Annotated in this window: 17 protein-coding genes; 9 read left to right on the top strand and 8 right to left on the bottom strand. The window is 32.8% G+C overall.

The features are described 5' to 3' along the window. Positions 1–29: 29 nt before the first annotated feature. The 3 genes from BM319_RS10690 (at position 30) to BM319_RS10680 (ending at position 5,983) form a co-directional block, all read left to right on the top strand. Positions 30–773: an AlbA family DNA-binding domain-containing protein gene (locus tag BM319_RS10690; protein WP_069035035.1), complete on the top strand. Its 744-nt coding sequence runs from the start codon at positions 30–32 to the stop codon at positions 771–773. 444 nt (positions 774–1,217) lie between these two features. Next, entirely contained in the window at positions 1,218–1,748 is a 531-nt protein-coding gene (locus tag BM319_RS10685) for a hypothetical protein (RefSeq protein WP_502686142.1), read from the top strand. 473 nt (positions 1,749–2,221) lie between these two features. Beyond that, positions 2,222–5,983, top strand: coding sequence for a S8 family serine peptidase (locus BM319_RS10680; protein ID WP_091022548.1), 3,762 nt, complete (start codon positions 2,222–2,224; stop codon positions 5,981–5,983). Positions 5,984–6,128: 145 nt separating this feature from the next. Here BM319_RS10680 and BM319_RS10675 read toward each other — a convergent pair whose 3' ends face one another. The 3 genes from BM319_RS10675 to BM319_RS10665 form a co-directional block, all read right to left on the bottom strand. Beyond that, the gene (locus tag BM319_RS10675; RefSeq protein ID WP_025568705.1) at positions 6,129–6,311 is read right to left on the bottom strand and encodes a hypothetical protein; all 183 of its coding nucleotides are present in this window, start codon (positions 6,309–6,311) and stop codon (positions 6,129–6,131) included. A gap of 407 nt (positions 6,312–6,718) precedes the next feature. After that, the gene (locus BM319_RS10670) at positions 6,719–7,261 is read right to left on the bottom strand and encodes a DUF1003 domain-containing protein (RefSeq protein WP_025568706.1); all 543 of its coding nucleotides are present in this window, start codon (positions 7,259–7,261) and stop codon (positions 6,719–6,721) included. Between the two features lie 334 nt (positions 7,262–7,595). Continuing rightward, positions 7,596–8,708 carry a zinc dependent phospholipase C family protein gene (locus tag BM319_RS10665; RefSeq protein WP_025568708.1) on the bottom strand — a complete coding sequence of 371 codons (1,113 nt, stop codon included), beginning with the start codon at positions 8,706–8,708 and terminating at the stop codon, positions 7,596–7,598. Positions 8,709–8,972: 264 nt separating this feature from the next. Between BM319_RS10665 and BM319_RS10660 the strand changes: the two genes are divergently transcribed. The 5 genes from BM319_RS10660 to BM319_RS10640 all read left to right on the top strand — a co-directional run bounded on the left by BM319_RS10660 (position 8,973) and on the right by BM319_RS10640 (position 12,673). Beyond that, a complete protein-coding gene (locus BM319_RS10660; protein WP_025568709.1) occupies positions 8,973–9,779 on the top strand; it encodes a protein phosphatase 2C domain-containing protein in 807 nt (268 codons plus the stop codon). Between the two features lie 157 nt (positions 9,780–9,936). Then, positions 9,937–10,134 (top strand): helix-turn-helix domain-containing protein, encoded by a 198-nt coding sequence (locus BM319_RS10655; protein ID WP_025568710.1) that lies wholly within the window; start codon positions 9,937–9,939, stop codon positions 10,132–10,134. 144 nt (positions 10,135–10,278) lie between these two features. Beyond that, on the top strand, positions 10,279–10,740 hold the full coding sequence (locus BM319_RS10650) for a GNAT family N-acetyltransferase (RefSeq protein WP_025568711.1): 462 nt from the start codon (positions 10,279–10,281) through the stop codon (positions 10,738–10,740). Positions 10,741–11,165: 425 nt separating this feature from the next. Continuing rightward, on the top strand, positions 11,166–12,062 hold the full coding sequence (locus tag BM319_RS10645) for a LysR family transcriptional regulator (protein ID WP_025568712.1): 897 nt from the start codon (positions 11,166–11,168) through the stop codon (positions 12,060–12,062). A 152-nt stretch (positions 12,063–12,214) separates the two neighbouring features. Further along, positions 12,215–12,673, top strand: coding sequence for a GNAT family N-acetyltransferase (locus tag BM319_RS10640; protein ID WP_025568713.1), 459 nt, complete (start codon positions 12,215–12,217; stop codon positions 12,671–12,673). Between the two features lie 98 nt (positions 12,674–12,771). Here the strand turns inward: BM319_RS10640 and BM319_RS10635 are convergent, their stop codons facing one another. The 4 genes from BM319_RS10635 to BM319_RS10620 all read right to left on the bottom strand — a co-directional run bounded on the left by BM319_RS10635 (position 12,772) and on the right by BM319_RS10620 (position 16,362). Beyond that, on the bottom strand, positions 12,772–12,990 hold the full coding sequence (locus tag BM319_RS10635; RefSeq protein WP_025568714.1) for a helix-turn-helix domain-containing protein: 219 nt from the start codon (positions 12,988–12,990) through the stop codon (positions 12,772–12,774). 10 nt (positions 12,991–13,000) lie between these two features. Further along, a complete protein-coding gene (locus tag BM319_RS10630; RefSeq protein ID WP_025568715.1) occupies positions 13,001–13,486 on the bottom strand; it encodes a DUF2975 domain-containing protein in 486 nt (161 codons plus the stop codon). A 172-nt stretch (positions 13,487–13,658) separates the two neighbouring features. Continuing rightward, a complete protein-coding gene (locus tag BM319_RS10625; RefSeq protein ID WP_025568716.1) occupies positions 13,659–14,843 on the bottom strand; it encodes a COG4705 family protein in 1,185 nt (394 codons plus the stop codon). Between the two features lie 205 nt (positions 14,844–15,048). After that, positions 15,049–16,362, bottom strand: coding sequence for a tetratricopeptide repeat protein (locus BM319_RS10620; RefSeq protein WP_217648347.1), 1,314 nt, complete (start codon positions 16,360–16,362; stop codon positions 15,049–15,051). Between the two features lie 1,003 nt (positions 16,363–17,365). On the opposite strand from BM319_RS10620, the gene BM319_RS10615 reads away from it, so the two are divergent. Next, entirely contained in the window at positions 17,366–18,568 is a 1,203-nt protein-coding gene (locus BM319_RS10615; RefSeq protein WP_286143723.1) for an exosporium leader peptide, read from the top strand. 709 nt (positions 18,569–19,277) lie between these two features. Here the strand turns inward: BM319_RS10615 and BM319_RS10605 are convergent. Beyond that, positions 19,278–19,622: a YetF domain-containing protein gene (locus BM319_RS10605; RefSeq protein WP_217648346.1), complete on the bottom strand. Its 345-nt coding sequence runs from the start codon at positions 19,620–19,622 to the stop codon at positions 19,278–19,280. Positions 19,623–20,016: the final 394 nt, after the last annotated feature.

The raw sequence follows: 20,016 nt of genomic DNA, 5'->3' as shown, positions 1-20,016 counted from the left end.
TTTTAAAAAATATGAAACTAGGTGGAATAATGGTTAAAAGGCCGATTTATAAGCAGGAATTTCTAAATACATTTAATTATGCAGATAAGAATTTTGATATTGCTTCTCTTAAAAATCTGATTGAACAATCTTTTGGAGAAAATAATGCATTGGATTTTAAGGAAACATTCGTTAGAGAGGACCAAATTGCAAAATTAATCATTGCAATGGCAAATTCTGGTGGAGGATCAATTATTTTTGGCGTAAATGATGATAATCACCCCGTAGGAATCCTTAAAGAAGAGCTAAAGGATCCAACCGATTTTCAAAGAAAATTAAATGGCTACTTACCTTCTATTCTAATTTATCATCTTCAACAAATTGATTACGATGAGAATGAAATGTATGGATATTTTAGTGGTAAAACCTTCTTCATCATTTATATCCCCGAGCAAAATCGGTATATCCCGTTTATTGCTAAAAGAGGCTCCGATAAATTATTTACAGATAAAATTTATATTCGAAAAAATACTTCAAACGAAACTGCCACAAACGATGACTTAGAAATTATTTTTAGAAAAAGGCTCATTGAACAATATGAGGACTTATCAAATATGAGTCTAAATGAGCATATGGAACAATTAAAGATCCTGTATCGAATCGCTGCAATTAGTGGTGATACAAATAAAACCCCAAAAAGTCAAAAAGATGATTTTAGTGAATTTATTGCCAGTATGATTGAGAAGAAGAAGCGGAAGATTGAGATTGTTTTGGAGGTTAGTAATATTGAGTGATTAGTATTGAGGTTAGAATAAAATGCAGAAATTATAGGAATGAAGATAAAACCAGGAGGATCGGTTTATCTTACATTCCATTTTTTATTTAATATTTAAAATTACTTGTAATAAGTATTTTCTATATAATCAGCATGTCTTAAGTCCTTCTCTACTTTTTCAATTTTTTTATCAGTATTCAAGTATCGTACATATTTTGATTCTTTCGTTTTTATATAAAACATCTAAACTAGGATTATCTTTTATTATAGTTGAATTAATAAAGAGTAAGATTTATGAATGTTATAATTTTGTGAAAGAATTATTTATCGTATAAAAAAGCTATAAACAATTGCTTAATCGCTTGTTTATAGCTTTTTTCATATAAATTTCATAGATTGTTACTCCACTGGAATATATTTCATTTTATGATTAGTAATAATAAGAATTAAATATGGAGGTAATGTGTCATTGACTTTATTTTTATTGTTCGTTTTTATTGTAGTTTCCATAATTCTATTTAGTAAGGATAAAATATCATCTAAGCTTGGTGAATATAATAAACTTGTTCTTAAATTGAAAAATACTAGTTGGTTTCAAAATCATTTAATGTCAGGTATTTTCTTGTTTATTATGAATGCAACGTTGTTTTTTACTTCTTGTCTGTTAATTTATCTATTAACGTATCTACTAATTCCATTTCTCGACTTATTGGTAATGGTTTTGGCCGTCTTTGGAAGCTTCTTTTTATGGATGATTGTGAATAAGGCATGGCAAGGTTCAAACGCAAACCGAATTAAAATGAGTATTTTAGGGAGTAGTTTTTATATTTTATTATCAATTTTGTTTCTATTTTGGTTATTAAATCTTGAACCTTCTAATCCAGGTGAAGATCTGTTTATGAGATCATTAGGATTGATGATTGGATTAGTGGTTTCAATTGTTGCATTTCTATCTTGTTTGATAACTACCGGATTTAGTTTTAAAAGGATGTAAACTTTTAGAAAATCTATGAATAACCTAGGTTTTAAAACTTATATCAAATTATCTTAATAAAGGGAGAGGCACTTAACATAACAAAGAGTTAAGTGCTTTTATATAGTAAATAACCTAATTTTTAGCGAAAAAGGAATAGGTACATTTTTCCTCTAAAGATATTTTTATACGAATTTTTAATAGGTTTATTTAACTAAATTAAAAATTAAAAAGTAAAAAACTAATCATTTATTTTGTGAGAATAAGTGGGTTAATTTCATTTGAAAATGATTAGAAAAATTAGCGCTTATTAATAAAATGCTGTTAAATCAGGAGCTAAATAACCCAATTGACCAATAATTGAATATTCTTTATATTTTGATAATGTAGAGTGCTTTTTAAGAAGTGGTTTGGATGTGAACGATTAAAATCGATTTTAATAGATTCATATGAGAAGTCGCTTTTTTTATTTTATCAGAATAGGGGAGTGTAAGATGACAGGAAAGCCTAGGTTAAATAAGTATGTTACTGCGATGATGACGACAGCTCTTATTGCTGTTCCGACTTTTCAAGCGTTAGCTGCCGGGACAAGCAATAATGTTTCAAATTTAACAAATAGTAGTGCTGTAGAAACGAATCTTCAAGGAATTAACGCAAAAGCAAGTACAGGGAAGCATGTGATTACCCTTATTACAGGTGATGTTGTTACTGTAACAGAGTTTGCTGATGGACAAAGTGTGATCAGTGTTGAGCCAGCAGATAAAGCTGATGGTGGTTCACATATCATGACGGTTAATAAGGATACATATGTTATTCCAAAACAAGCGATGCCTTACTTAGCTTCTGGTGCATTAGATCGAGATTTATTCAATATCACTGCACTTATAGCGGATGGATATGATGATGCTTCTCAAAAGACATTACCTGTTATCGTACAGTATTCAGAGTCAAAAACTCGCTCAAGTGTGAAGCCTACATTAAAAGCTTCAAAGAAAACACATGAACTTGAAAGTATAAATGGAGCAGCGCTTTCTGCAGAGAAAAAGGATTCGAAAGAGTTCTGGCAAGATGTTAAGAAAAATATAAAATCTGCGGATTCTGCTAAATCTACAAAGTCATTAGTTACACCTGGAATTGAAAAAATTTGGTTAGATGGTCGTGTTAAGGCAACGCTTGAGCAAAGTGTTCCTCAAATTGGGGCACCTACTGCTTGGAATGCTGGTTACAACGGAAGTGGCGTAAAAGTAGCAGTTCTGGACACAGGTATTGATGCACAGCATCCAGATGTAGCTGGTCAAATAAAAGAAACAAAAAGCTTTGTTCCTGACCAAGATGTACGTGATTTTCATGCACATGGTACTCATGTTGCCTCGACTGTATTAGGAACGGGAGCAGCATCAGGTGGAAAATATAAAGGGGTAGCACCAGGAGCTAGTCTATTAGTAGGAAAGGTATTAAGCAATGAAGGCTTTGGTCTTGATTCATGGATTATTGATGGTATGGAATGGGCTGCACATAATGCCAAGATTGTAAGCATGAGTTTAGGAAGCGATGAGTCAAGTGATGGTACGGATCCAATGTCACAAGCGGTTAATAATTTAAGTGCTGAGACAGGCTCTCTGTTCGTTATTGCGGCTGGTAATACAGGCCGTGAAGGAATCGGTTCTCCTGGAGCTGCAGATGCGGCACTAACAGTTGGTGCAGTTGATAAATCAGATAATCTTGCTTACTTCTCATCACAAGGTCCACGTTTTGGAAGTGAAGGATTAAAGCCGGATCTAACAGCACCAGGTGTAAATATTACTGCTGCACGATCTCAATATTCAACTCAAGGAAGTGGATCTTATCTTTCAATGAGTGGTACGTCGATGGCTACGCCACACGTGGCAGGAGCGGCAGCGATTCTTTCACAACGTCACCCTGATTGGTCAGGCGCACAGCTGAAAGATGCATTAATGAGTACAACTAAAAAATTAGATGATATTAAGCCGTTAGAAGGTGGAACTGGACGTCTTGATGTTGCAGCAGCGACTCTTGGTGATTTGCGTGCGACAGGTTCACTTGATTTTGGTTTCTATGCTTGGCCACATGATAATGATGGATTGAAAGAGAAAACAATTACTTACACTAACGATAGTGATAAGCCTGTGACGTTAGATCTATCAGCGAAAATTACTGATAATAGCGATGCTGATGAACCTGCTGGTTTATTTAAACTTTCAACGAACAAGGTAACTGTACCGGCAAAAGGTAGTGCAAAAGTAAATGTAACACTTGATCCGAATGCAGCTGCTAATGGTCGACGTTATCAAGGTCAGATTTCTGCAAATTTTGATGGTAAAACTGTTGTGCATACTGCTTTGGCTATGATTAAAGAAGAAGAAAGATATCCACTAACTTTAAAAGCAATTGGACGTGACGGTAATCCTACATTAGCGTATATCAATCTACTTGGTCCAAATGGTATTCCGGAGTTTATTGCAATTAACGGTACAACAGAATTACGTCTAAAACCAGGAACATATTCTGCAATGTCAATGATGGATGTTGATACTGATACTGACCACGCTGGCGTTGCACTTGTAGGAAATCCTGAAATTAATTTAAATGGACCTCAAACAGTTACATTGGATGCAAGAAAAGCCAATGAAATTACAGCAAACGTACCGAATAAAACAGAAGCAAGCTTTAGAAAAATGGAATATTACCGTGAAATTGATGGCAACAATGTTGGTGACATCTATGTAATGCCGGCTATAGTTGATAAGATGTATGCTGAGCCAACTAAGAAAGTTAAAAATGGAAAATTTACATTCAACACTCGATGGAGATTGATTGAACCATACATGACAATTAATTTCAAAGGCAATGAATTAGATGATATCCCACAAGCAGGAAGTACGCCGCTAGATGGAAAATACAATTTTGATGCTGTTTATGTAGGTAAAGGGGCTCCAGCCGATTATAAAGGATTAAACGTTAAGGGTAAAGCTGTAATCGTTGATCGAAGTGATGAAGTAACTGGTATGGAACGTTCTGCAGCAGCATATGCAGCAGGTGCAAAACTAGTTATCACTGTAAATGATGGACCAGAAGAAATTAGTGAATATGTTGGAGTTGAAAATGATGATTACTCACTTTCAGATTCTCCAATCGCGGTTGTAGCAATTAGCCAAACAGAAGGAAAAAAATTGATTGAGACTGCGAAGTCCAAAAAAGTAACACTGGACGTAAAAGGTACTCCTAATTCGAAATACGTTTATGATCTTGTTGATAACCATGACAATGCAATTCCAAATGATGTAACATATTCACCTAAAGCGAACGAACTTGTAAAAATTAATGCTGAATACAAATCTGATCAACCTACAGCAGGTGGTGAATTCCGTTGGGATATTCCATCTTACCGACCAAATGGAGTAGGTTATCAAATGAAATTAAATCTACCATCAGTTCGAACTGAATGGGTTTCTGCTCAAAAAGGCACTTCTTGGTATCATCAAGCTAGTGTGCTAGATGCTGCTTGGGAAGTACGCCAGCCAAAAGCAACATACAAACCAGGACAAACATTAGATGAAGAGTGGTTCTCACCGGTTGCTCGTCCTCGTTTAGGTGATGGCTTCTGGAAACCTTATCGTACAGGAAACAACTTAGTCATCAACATCCCTGCATGGGCTGATTCTGGAGTAGGAAGCACAGGATCAGAAACTAATTATCCAGGTTCACAAACATTAAAACTATACCAAGGATCAAAACTAGTAAAAGAAGCAAAAGGACAAGCAATCTACTCATTTAATGAATACCCAACTGCAAATACTCAGTATAAAGTAGTTAGTGATGCTTGGCGCGATCCAGCTCGCTTTGATAATTCTGTAAAAACACATACAGAGTGGACATTCTGGTCTAAAGAGCAAGAAGAATATCAAACAGAACTTCCATTAATCTCGCTTGATTACAATGTAGAAACTGACATGAATGGTGATGCAAAATCAGGCCGTTGGGTCGATTTAGAAATGAAAGCTATTCAAGTAGCTGGAGCACCAGGAAACGGTAAAATGAAAGGTGCAACATTAGAAGTTTCATATGATGAAGGCAAGACTTGGGAACTAGTTGATTTAAATCGTGAAAAAGATGGCTGGAAAGCTAGAATTGAAAACCGTAAGAAGGCAACTTCTGTATCATTAAGAGCAAGTGCTTGGGATGATGCGGGTAATAGTATTAATCAAGATATTATTAAGGCTTTTGGATTGAAGTAAATAAAGAGTGAGTGAGGCACCTTCCTTGTGGAAGGTGCTTCTACCTTATGAGCAATAAATAGATTATTTTTAGTCCTTGTTGAAAACGGCTTAACTATTTCTCACAATTAAAAAAGGCACCTTCCACTTAGAAGGTACCTCTTAATCATTTATTTTGATCAGCTTTTTCAGCGTCTAATAATTCTTGCATGAACTTAAGATTATATGTATGGCTTTCTTTCAGTCTGCTATGTCTTGTTAGTTTGATTAAGTTTTGGTAGTGAGCGATTTCTTCCTCTAGTGATGAAATGACATTTGTACGATATTCTTTTAATTCTTGTTCGTTCATTTTTCATTCCTCCTATAATAGGGATTTAATAATTTAAGTATATCACTAATATGGAAAAATAAATCAAATTTCATTGTGAAAGATTGCCAGATTACACAAAATTTACAAAATAAGGTTGAGCATCAACAGTAGGCAAGAATAAGCGAGCATCTAATTAGAAAAAATAATTAATTATGACCTGAAAAATCATGTATTCACCACTTCTGTTTAAGAAAGAACAAGCAGTCAATTGAGGCTAATTGTTCTTTTAATTTTTAGCTAAATGAGGAAGCTTATATTGAACTGTCACTCATATGTAGACCAATTTTTCCTCAAAAAATCCCCTTCATAAAATAGGACAATCCTTTTGACTGTCTATAATAAAGGGGATAAGAAGACTATATAGTGATCAATTTATATCAATATCTTTAATTTTTTTGTTTAAGTAAATCTCTAATCTCTGCTAATTGATTTTCAATATTGGTTAGACGACTTTGCATGTCACCAATCTCTTGTTCAGCTTTATAATTTATTGCAAAATCGATAACGGATTCATGCTTATCGCGTGCTGCTTGACGGTTTTGACTCATCATAATGACTGGTGCTTGAAATGCCGCAATAAAAGATAGACATAAGTTCAACAAGATAAAAGGTGCAGAGTCAAAATGAAAAGCTTTTGTGAATGATAGGCTATTCCAAATCATCCATACTGCAAGTGTACAACTAAACCAAATAATAAATTTCCAACTACCACCAAATTGCGCAATTTTATCTGCGATTCTCTCAGACAATTTTGTTCGTTGGGTGTAATCACTATTTAAATGTTGCAGAATTTCTGACTCATAACGATCCACTAATCGGTCAATTCGTGATAAGTTTTCATGGTTTAGATCAATATCAAACCCTTGAATTTTTTTTGGTTTTTCAACTTGTTTTTTAACATAAATTTGCTTCCAAATGTTGTGTACCATGTTTCCAACCTCCTCTTTTCTAGAGGAAGTCTTCAAAAGCTTATAAAAGTTGGACTACATTTTTATGATGTAATCCTCCTCGGATATTCAATTGTATGACTTCCTCTGATGTCGTCGGTAAATTATCCGACTCACCTATACTGGGACTACCCATAAAAATGTTCCACCTCACTTTTTTCGTATAAATAATACCTTTACTATTATATGACGACTTATCCGATAGGACTATACTATTTTTAAATAATTTTTTATATTCCTTTAAATAGTCTTATGTATAATGTGTGCTAGTTGCATTTGAACATCTATAACTTCCAGCTTTTCCGTTGCCTTTAGATTACTTAGAAATTGCAGAGATCTTCACGATTTTTAAGCTTGATACTTGATGATTAAAGTTGCCTAAATCATTCACATCATTTGTCAGAACAATCGACGCTCCTTTATAATTTGCATCGGAAAATAAAGTGACTTGATAGCCTGGTGCAATATGGATAGAAGAAATGGTATCATTACCAATCCCTTTTACAAGCTGATCGTAATCATAATTACCGGATCCAAGTATTTCTGAAGCACCGCCAAAAGCATTTTCCTTATATACCGTCACAGGCATTTCTACACCGTTTACGCGAAAAAACATATCTATGAATCCAGCAGTCTCTCGTTCAGCTTGATTTAACTGAACAAGAGTCGGATTTTTTACCTCGTTTTTCCACATAGCAGAATAATAATTACTGTAAGCTGCTTGCCAGAAGTAATTAATGATCGTATCATTCCAAATTTGAGGTAAAACGGATTTTGCTTGTACCGCAGCTTGATGAATCCATGCTTCAGGATCAGTCGAAGAAATCCAATTATATAAACCTGAATTTGGCACCGTCATTTGACTTTGAATACTTTCCGCATAATTTTCAAACTTCGAATGATAGCCGGGTGCGTTATGATCTAGATTGGAAATATTTGAAGCATGTAGAGGCTGGGTTACATCTGTAAAATAGTGTAAAGACACTCCAAAGTAGTAGAATGCATTGTAAAAATCGCCTTTTTTATAGTAATCCGATGCTAGATTAAAATACTTCGCTCCTGATTGACGAGCTGTTGGATAAGAAACTCCCGTATAATTTGTTTGTGTGTCTGGATCATAAAAGTGAGACATAAATGTGCCCGTATCATAAAAAGGATTAATGTGATCCGCATCGTATAAGCCTTGTTCCCAACGATCTCGAAACTGATTAAGCAGTGTAGTAGGCTTGTTGATTGCAGGATTCGTATTATCAGCTATAAGTTTGACACCTCCATTTACGATGAAATGATGTGTACTATGATCTTGATTGTGAACATCCTCGTCAGACCATGCGAATGCTGTTTGATAATTGCCAAATAATGATGTGATTGCGAGAGCACTTCCTGCAACTAATGATAATAGCTTTTTGGATTGAATACGTTTTTTCATGATACACCTTCTTTTTTTGTATTTGGTTGTCTTACAAGCAACAATGTTTAAGTATAATCAGTTTTTGTTAACGAGATATTTCATTTGTATGAAAATTTGTTAAATTTTGGAAACTATTGCCAATCGTGGAAATAGTGGGTTCTACACAGCTTTGATAATAAAGCCAAATTTTTAAGAATTAAAATAGAAAAAGTACATAATCCTTTTTGTGTTCCATATTAATTTAAAGACCTGCAAATTCATTTGTTTGGTGGTGATTAAAATATGGAGATTAGTACTACTGCTAGAATATCTCTTTCAAAAAATGTGTCCGAGGATGCAATGGTAGTAAACAACGAAATAAATGTATATGGGGTATTTGATGGAGCAACACCAATTACTCCATTTAAAAATGCTGATAGCATGAATGGTGCATATATTGCTTCAAATTTATTTAGGAAGTATTTTAAAAATCATTATAGGGCTGAAATGACTTTATCTGAAGGAATTATTCTAGCAAATCGAAGACTGATGGAAGAAATGAAAATAAATAAAATAGATATAAACCGTCCAGAGGAACGGTGGTCTACATGCGTTGCCATTATAAAAATTGATAAGCAAAAGATATCATTTGCTCAACTTGGGGATTGTATGATTTTAGCAGAATACCATAGTGGGGAAATTAAAACTCTGACTAAAGATACTGTGAAGGACATTAGTATTAGGGCAAAAAAAAGGCGTGAAAAGGATAGAAAAAAAGGGCTGATTTTACCAGATGAATCATACTACCAGTCTATTAAAAATCAACTTATTTATAATCGAAGCATGGCTAATACAGTTGATGGTTATTCAGTTGCAAATGGAACCGAAGCTGTCGGAAACTATATTCAATTGGGATCTATTGATACTAAAAATTTAAAGTCAGTTTTACTAATCAGTGATGGTTTATTTCATCCGAAGTTTGAATTATTGCATGTATATAAGCTAATCAAGGAAATCGGTTTGGAAGATTATTCAAAAGGATTAGAAATGGAAGAGTTGAAAAGTAAGACTCATTCTGATGATAAGACTGGGATATTTGTTCGGTTTTAATTTTAGATGCCAAATTTAGGTATCTTTTTTTATGGATCAATATTATAACAAATATAAAAGTAATACTTTATAATCTAGAAATTGCAATTGAAAGTGCAGTCGTCTTATGTAACGGTGAAACTCCTGTAATTGAGGACTTTCCAAGAGAAATAGTGAAATGAAGAATGAAAATTTAATTGAATCAGTGAATAACGATCTGCCTTTACCAGAAATTTTAGATCAGATTGAGAGAAAGTACATATTAAAAGCTCTTGATGATTCACTTGGTCAGCATGCAAAAGCATCTAGAAAGCTTGGGATATCTAGACAAAGCCTTTTATATAAGATGAATAAGTATTTTTCTGAGAAAGTTTAGTGGGAGCTGGTTAGAAGGATTTAAATATTTGACGACCTATTTAATCATTTTTCTTTGATGCACATACAATTCTAGATATCATTCAAATTAATGCTTGGAGATTTTTACTTACTTATAGAAAATCAGAAAAAAGGAAGTGACTAATTGTTCAATATTATCAAAGTAACTCATGAACAAATTGAGCAAGTAATAAGTTTACGATTGAAGCTTTTAAATGAACTGGGAGAACTGAAGTCTCATGAAGAGGACAAACTGATCGAAACTTCAACAAGGGAATATTTGAATACTGCACTTTCAAAAAATGAATTTATATCCTTTATGGTAGTAAATAACGGAGTACCAGTTAGTATTAGTGGGATGGTCTTATTTAAAAGACCACCTTATTTAGAGAATTTACAAGGGATTGAAGCTTATATTCTAAATATGTACACAGTCTCTGAGTTTCGTGGTAAAGGATTAGCTAGAAAATTGCTTGAAAAATGTATCTATGAATGTAAAAAAAATGGAGTTAAGCGAGTTTGGCTGCATGCTTCAGAGGATGGACGGCCACTATATAAAAAAATGGGCTTTACTAAAAAAGATAGTGAAATGGAATTGTTTTTATAAAGAGTTTTTTTTCAACATAATGGCAGTTTAGTTATGTAAGGAATTTTATATCAAAGTAGATATTGAAGAGAATTTGTATAAATAATGTAAAATTTTTCCATATTAAAGGCGTATAACTAAAACAATTAAAATTAATTTTTATATAATAATTGAGTAAGATTACTTTCTTGTTTTTGTTTTTTACCAATATCACCTATTATTCAATTATTTTAGAGAAACTCTTTCACCAACGAGTTTCTCTCTTTTTAATTTTTGTTGAACGTACGCATGCAAAAGTTGAACAAAAAGAGTAGAAGACGAATTCTCCCACTTTAGGCGTATACAGATGATTCGTTTTTGAATTGTCCCACTTTTTCGTGCTAGAATGTATACAACTTCAATTGAAAGAAAATATAAGTGTGTATACTCTTATTCGAGGAGAATTTATGAATTTCGAGCAAATGGAATACATCGTGAAAGTTGCAAGCGAGAAATCAATCATTAAAGCTGCAGAAAAATTGCATATTACAAGTTCAGGACTAAGTCAATCGATCTCCCAATTAGAGCATGAAATGGGAATAAGTATTTTTAACCGTTCAAGAAAAGGGACATTTCCAACAGAAGAAGGAAAGATTTTAATAAATAGAGCTAGTGAAGTGTTAGAAATTATCAATAAGTTAAATGAAGAGTTGTATGATTATAAAAATAATAAAAAGATTCATTTGAAAATAGTAGCAGCTCCTACTTTTGCAGCTGTACTTCTTCGAGCATTGAACAGAATTAAAGAAGATCATTCAAATGTAACGATTGAAATCGAGGAAAAAGATCCACCATTAATAATGGAAACAATTAAACACACTGAATATGATTTTTGTTTTTTTCCTCAAGATTTAGAGATACTAAAGAGTGAAAAAAATATTAACTATGAAATCATTCGGACTGATCGTGTTCACGTTATTGTAGGAAAAAACTCTCCACTCTACCATCTTGACTACGTAACAAAAGCTGATGTATTAGAAATGGATACAGCGTGCTATTCAATCTATTCCGATTATTATTATTCTAAATTAATTAAAGAAAATAAAAATAAAATAAGAGTAACGACAAACAGTATGAATATACTTACAGAGGCTGTTAGAGAACATAATGTATTTGTATATTCTCATGAGTCAGGCGCTAAATTTCATCCGTACATTCTAAATGGAAACTTAAAATCTATTCCTTACAAAGAAAATAATGAATACGTTGTAAAGGATTTATGGGTAATCTATCCAAAAAACAAAAAGCTTTCTAATATTAGTAAAAAATTTATTGAAATTGTTAAAGAAATAGCCACTCAGTGATGAGAGGTTATTTTTTTGTTTACTATGTACATTTATTTTGAATGAAGAGAATAGTTGAATTAGGATAAACGTCTCAATTAAATATTGGAAAAATTTGTTAAAATTATGAATTAGAGTAAATTGGCTCAAATAATTGTAACAAAGGAGAAACTATGCAGAACAGAAACGTAGAACTTGTGGAACTAAATGCAGAAAATTGGTATGAATGCTGTCTACTAGAGGTATCTGAGGAACAAAAGAGTCACATCGAACCGAATGCAATCTCTATTGCTCAATCGAAATTTGAACCTTCACTAAAGCCGTTTGCTATTGATTTTGAAGGTAAAACGGTAGGATTTTTAATGTTTAATACGATTGAAGAAGAGCTGGATGGCTATTGGATATATAGAATAATGGTAGATAAGAATTTTCAACAAAAAGGACTTGGCAAAATTGCTACACAGTTAATGATCGATGAGATGATTAAACAAACAAGTGCCAAAAGAATTGTTGTAGGATATCACCCTGAAAACCTAGGAGCACATAATTTATATTCAAGTCTAGGATTCATTGATCAAGGCGATCGATATGGGAAAGAAATGGCAGTAGTATTAGATATAAAGCATCCGTAAATGTTTATTATTGAAAAACGTAAAGAAGGGATAGCAATTAAGCTATCCCTTAAATTCTCTATTGATTCCAGTTAGTTAAATAATTTTCTTGTATGTTTTTATTGAGTGTCTTCGTCGATTTTGTACTCCAAAATATCACCTGGCTGACAATCCAATGTCTTACAGATTGCTTCTAATGTTGAAAAACGAACCGCTTTTGCTTTTCCATTTTTCAAAATGGAGAGATTCGCCATCGTAATCCCAACTTTTTCTGAAAGCTCCGTTACGCTCATTTTTCGTTTTGCTAACATCACATCGATATTAATAATTATTGCCATACCATCCACCTCAGACCGTTAAATCATTTTCTGATTTTATGTTAATTGCTTCTTGTAGAAGCTGTTGGAGGATAGCAGCAAAAACGGCGATAACCAACGAAGCAAAAATGATGATCAGTCCCAAAAATCCAATAGGAGGGTCAACTTTCTTCGCTATAAAATGAAAGAGTGGCATACCTAATACATAGATAACACTAATTGCAACCGCACAGTACTTTATGTTTTTTAACGCCTTTACAGATAATTCCGAGAACGCTGTGTTGTCGTCAATGTACCGTAAAAGATTGAAAGCCTGATAAAGAGCAAAATAAAAGGGCACAGCAGCTCCATACAAAACGATGAAAACGAGATATTTCATTGCTGCAATATTTGGATACATTTTTGCTGCGAAATTCCCAAAATGGGGTACCAAAAATATACATAAAGCAAGCACTGCAATTCCAGCGAGAAAAATAATTGCCTTTAAGAAAGTAGTTGAACTTCTTTTACCATTCATATTTAGTACCTCACTTATTTAATGACAATATGAATTTAACATATTATTTATCGTTTTACAATAAATATCTGTTGTTTTTTATTATATTATTATTGATATTGAATATACAATCTTTTTGACAAAAAGAAAAAGCATTTCTCATACAAGAAATGCTTTTTCCTAAATCATTATTTTATTTATTTGTAGCGTTTATTACATCAAGAGAATGATTAATTGCCGTTTTACATTTATTTACATCTGGGGTTGATGTACGAGCCGCTGCTAATACAACGTCAATCGTACCATCAATTTTAGTCCACGAAGTACTATCTATTTTTCTAAGTTTAGCCTCTGAAGTATCCCATTGATGTTCCAAATTGTCAGCATCTTTTTTAGCTAAATTAAAATTCTTTGAGTTCACATCCGACAACATTTTATTTTCTATTGTTGCAAAATCTGTTAATTGACCAGATAATGTTGTTTCAGTAGAACCAGTATTGGATGATAATTTAATATAACCGCCAATACCAACAGCTAAGAAAATACACAGTGCTAAAATAGTTTGTGTCATTATATTATTTTTAGTTTTATTTTCATCTATTTTTTCAATATATAATGAAATATCAATTTTTGAAACAGCAAGGAAAACAATGATTCCTAAAATTGCGACCAGAAAAATGATACTTGTACTTGTTGTTCCTAAACCTAAACCACCATTCACTTTTGGTTGTGATAAATAATCTCCTAGTGATGCTCCAAGTGGACGTGTAAGAATGTATGCAATCCAGAACCCTAACATTCCATCAAGTTTTAAAAACTTCCAGGCTAAGAATACACAAAGTATGATCACAATAACTGTTACACCAGTTTTAAAATACCCTAGTCCAAGTTGTTCAGAATATAAATCCCCAACAGCAGTACCTAGTGCAAAAGTAAAAAGAATCGCTAACCAATAAAATATTTCTCTTTTTCTTGTGAAAATTGAATGGATAGAAAGTGTTTTTTCACTAAGAAACCAAAATAGAAACGTTAATGCAAGTAGCGCGGAGAATACAATCGTACTTGTTTCAAGAGGTACGCCAATCGCGTCAGTCAAATTATCAGTTACCAATGTACCGAATACACTTATTAGTACAACAGTGATCCAATAAATACTTGGAACATATTTCTTTGCCTTGAATTGAAAAAATAAAGAGATAAAAAATGCAACACCCATAAGGACTGTTGTAAGTCCTAAACCTAAACCAACGTTAAAATTCAAGAAATCAGCAAATGTTTCACCAACAGTTGTACATAGAACTTTAATAATCCAGAAAAATATTGTAACTTCTGGTACCTTGTTAAGCATAGTATTTATTGTCTTTTGTTTTGTCTCCATAATTGAATTCCTTTCTATTGAATTAAAGTACATTTGTATAATCACACATAATAATGAAAGGAAAATGAAAAACTGGACAATTGAACAATTTATTTTTAGAAATTGATATCTTCTTTACATTATTTTGGTTTAGTGCAAAAAAACTGAGAACAAAGTAAAGGAGTAGGTCAAATTCCTACTCCTTTTATTATTGAATAAATAAAGATTACTTTGCTTTATTAAAATCCTGTGTCGCTTCTTTGTTCATGCCTTTTTTAAGGTAAGCATTTCCGCGATCACTGTAAGCAAGTTTAAATTGGGGATTCAATTCAATTGACTTGCTGAAATCGGCAATGGCCTGATCATACATCTGCTTATAGTAATAAGCAAGCCCGCGGTCGTCATATACGAGGTAATTTTTTGGATTTAAATCAATCGCCTTGTTGAAATCGGCAATGGCTTGATCGTACATCTGCTTACTGAGATAGGCATACCCACGGTTGTCAAAAACTTGGTAATCTTTCGGATTCAAATCAATGGCTTTGGTGTAATCAGAAATGGCCTGATCATACATCTGCTTGCTTTGATAAGCAAGCCCGCGGTCGTTATATACGAGGTAATCTTTTTGATTTAAATCGATGGCCTTGCTGTAATCAGAAATGGCCTGATCGAACATCTGCATATGATAATAAGTAAGCCCCCGATTGTCATATACCAGGTAGTCTTTTTGATTTAAATCAATGGCTTTGTTGTAATCAGAAATGGCCTGTTTATACATTTGCTTATCGTAAAAGACAAGCCCCCGGTTGTTATAGGCCAGATAAAATTTTGAATTCAAACTAATGGCCTTGTTATAATCGGAAACTGCTTGATCATACATGTGTTTATAGTAATAGGCAAGCCCGCGATTGTTATAGGCCTTATAATGTTTCGGATTTAATTCAATAGCTTTATCAAAATCAGAAATAGCCACATCGTACATTTGTTTATCCAGATAGACAAGCCCAAGATTACTATATGATGTTGCATAATCAGGTTTTAATTTTATAGCCTGGTTTAAGTCAGAAATGGCTTGATCATACATCTGCTGATCGTAAAAAGTAAGCCCTCGATTGTTATATGACAAATAATCTTTCGGATTTAAATCAATGGCTTTGTTGTAATCGGAAATAGCCTGATCATACATCTGCTGATCGTAGTAGGCAAGCCCTCGATTGTAATATAAAATGTAATCTTTTGAATTCAACTCAATGGCCTTGTTGTAATCGGCAATGGCCTGATCATACATATGCTGATTGTAGTAGGCAAGCCCGCGGTTGCTATATGGCTTATATTTTTTCGGATTCAATTCAATCGCCTTACTATAATCGGCAATTGCTTTATCGTACATTTTTTTGTGATTATACGATAGCCCGCGATTGTTATAAGCTTCCCATAAATTAGGATCATTTTTTATTGCCTTGTTTAAATGGGAAATCTCCGCGTCATACTTCCCCTGTTGTTCTTCTTTATATCCTTTATTATTGTAATAAACTGCCAAAGAGCTACATCCACCTAAAACCAAACCAAAAGTCAAAATGGAGATTAGTTTTAAAAATGATTTTATTGCACTCACCTCTTTCATTGAATTTATCAATTCGAACAAAAGAATAGCTTATAAATGCAAGAAGATTTCCTCCAGAAAGAACAGCCTTCTCCTTTATAATTTTGTAACCATCAGAATCACCGTTTTGATTATATGCTTCATAGTGGATTACTAAGCTAGTTACATAGTCTCAAAAACGAATTGAATTTATAAAGAGGAAATATAAGATAATGTTAATTTTTAAATCTTTATCTTAATGAAACACGAGAGTCTAAACGCGTTTATTTTAAAATTAAAACAATCGATCAAATTATATAACTAATACATAGATCAATTGCTAGTATTTAGCAGGCATTCTCTTTATCAAAGTAATAAATATATACAGTAAAAAACACAAACGCTTCAATCCTTGAAAAACTATGCTTTAATTCAATAGACCATTCTTTAACTTGAATGAATTCTTAGTACAACTTTCCTTTAAATGTATCCAAGTAGTATTACTTTTTTTCCTCTCGCCATTTCCTAAAGCATTCCCAAAATCCATTAATAGTTCTATTTTTTGCATCGTGCTTTTGTTCCCATTCCATTAATATATTAGCGTTCAATCTCACCACTCGCTTCTATAAATTTATATTTTCTTTAAAAGATTCCACGATATATTAATTCAACAAAAGCATGCGTTAGCCAAACATGAATCCTCAGATTCACAACAGTGAATGGAAGTTTTTATTGTACTCCCATTGTAATTGAATAAGCAGCAAAAAGGATTTTAATTTTGTAGCTCTTTTTTTTGCTTTAATATCTTCAATTTAATTTAGAAATAAATATTATATAATATAAAAAAATTAATAGAGTGGGACAAAAGCGATATGCAAGATTTTACATTTAGACATATTAATATATTGATGTTGAATTTGGACAAGTTTAACTATCAAATAATAAAAGGTAAGGTGATAATTTGAAAGATAAAGACAGAGAATTTCTCATAGGTCCTACAGGTCCTACAGGTGCGAGAGGGAAAAGAGGAAAAGAAGGCGAGGAAGGGAAAAGAGGTAAAATGGGAGCTAAAGGCGCAACAGGTGCAACAGGTGCAACAGGACCAATAGGAGCTACTGGGGTGACAGGTGAAACGGGGGCAACGGGACCAATAGGAGCTACTGGGGTAACAGGTGCAACGGGACCTGGTTGCATTGAACCTCCACCGATCGCTACGCGAATCGTTTATGTAAACAAAGCTGGAAATGATTCAATTGCAGACGGATCTGAATGTGCACCATTTTTAACTGTTACTGCAGCAATGGCATCAATAACGGATGCTATAGCACCATTTCCAGATCCTAATAATTTAACTAAACGTTATGCTATCTCTATTGGACCAGGTAGCTATATTGAACCATTAATTCATTTAAAAGCTAACGTCCAATTAGTAGGGACTAGTACTTTATTAACTAGATTGCAAATACCTTTCGATATTAATGATCCATCTTGGTTTGATTTAAATTTTTCACAAGATCCACGATCAGGGTTTGTCAATCTGACATTACTAAATAGCCCTCTCGATTTTAACTTTCAAACAGCGCAAAGTGTTTCAGGTAAATTATTTTTTGTCAGCGTCAACATCACTCCTACTCCAACATTTACGGCATTATCTACCTCTGTTAATCAAGTAAGTATAAGAGATTCACAGTTATCTTCTGGTTATACTCAAAATGGAATTAATATGGTGATGTTTTCTTCTTTCGTTTCTAGTGGAAATATTACTATTAATTCCCAAGCGACTACGGATGCTCAAGTTAATTTAGTAGGTGGGGGTATAAATGGCAATGTCATCGTTAATGTTCAACCTGGTCATATTCCAATCGATCCATTAAATTTAACAAGTTTTGCTATTACGGAGAATATTTTCAATCCATTTCCTAATTCAGGGAGTTTAATTGTTAATGGAGTTAATAGCGTTATTACAAGAGTCAGAGCAACAGTTGATTCAATACCTATTCGTTCTAGGGTAACTCTTGTAGGTACGAATACAACTTTAATTAGAGTAGATGATGCTTTCGGATTAGCGTATACACCGTCTAACCCAGGAGATTGGATAGCTCCCCCTCCAACAACAGTTCAAGAAGCATTAGATAGAATAGCTGCCAAGATTACTCCTGTCTAAAACAAAGCCCTTCATTTTTATCCACTAGGATTTCAAGTAGAAAGTTATAAATAAAAAAGGATTTTCATTATATGAAAATCTTTTTTTATTGCCGATAACGAGTGTTTATGTAAACTAGAACAGAACATGACATGCACGACGTTAACAAGTCAATATACAACTAAAATAAAATTTACTTAATTTTCCAAATAAAAAGGCGTATAACTAAAACAATTGATATTAATTTCTATATAATAATATTACATTTCTTGTTTTAATTTTTTACCAATATCACCTATTTTTTAGAGAAACTTATTCTGTGAGTTTCTCTCTTTTTACAAGCTTGTTTGCCTTTGCCCAATATATAAATTAACCCAAAGTAGAGAATCCCTTTCTGGAGGATTCTCTTTTTTTACCCAACTAAGACATGCGTTAGTTCAGCAAAAAATAAAAAATAGAGAAACTCTAGATAAAGAGCTTCCCTTAAAAAAATAAGTGTTTTGGGTAAAGAAAATATTACATGATAAAATATGTAGATTTAAATTTAATTGTTTAAGTTACACGCCTTTCGTATGTGAAAATTTGCTTAAAATTTAATAAATTCACTTTGACTCGGGAATTTTTGTTTCAATTAATCTTACTAAATTTTGAATGTCTTGTTTAGTTGCAGGTTGTAAGTTTGGCTTCAATTTATATCCTATTTGCCCATTAGTTTCTAAAGTAGCCCATGCTACATCTTCAATTGAAGTTTTCCTAACTGGTGTAAACGCATTATTAAATTTTCAGTTGTAAGTCGTATTTTTTTCATGTTTTCTAAATTTAAGTTTCCATCATCTATAATAACGATTGATCTACCAGTTAGTAATAATTCGATTGATTTATATTTTATTTTTAGAAACTGAAATACAATTACAATCAGAATAAGAATAGAAGCAACACCTACACTAGTCCAAATACTCTTATTTTCAATTGGACGACTTAGTAATGGGCCAATTGTACTCATTAAAACAATTTCAGAGATTGTTAATTTGGAAATAGAGTTTCTTCCAGCTATTTTTAATAAAAAAGTTCCCATAAAAACAATTAGCATTGCTTACAAAACAATATCTAGTTGCATATTATCATCCTTTTAAACTTAATTTTCCAAAGTGAATTAAAGAATTTTCATTAAAAAAGGTAGTCTTCATCTTGGATAAGAACAGCAAATGCTGCTTTTTTTATATGAATAAGGAAATTAATATCCCTCATAAATATCCACATGATGAAGCAGATAAAAAATCACGATAAGTATCACATATATTACTGTTAAAGCTACATCTAGGTTCAATAAATTCTCTAATCTAAATGTAATTTCTAATTAAACTAACGCAATGCTTTGGTTGAAAAACACAATCGGCTGAAAAGTTGGTTTTTTAATTGAGATAAAGGAGGCAGGTTTGTTGAGAAGGATATTTTCTGTTTTAAGCGAA

Source organism: Bacillus sp. UNCCL81, from assembly GCF_900112535.1.
Classification (GTDB): Bacteria; Bacillota; Bacilli; order Bacillales; family Bacillaceae_G; genus Gottfriedia; species Gottfriedia luciferensis_B.
The sequence above is the reverse complement of the archived record's forward strand: the minus strand, read 5'-3'. Positions and strand labels throughout refer to the sequence as shown.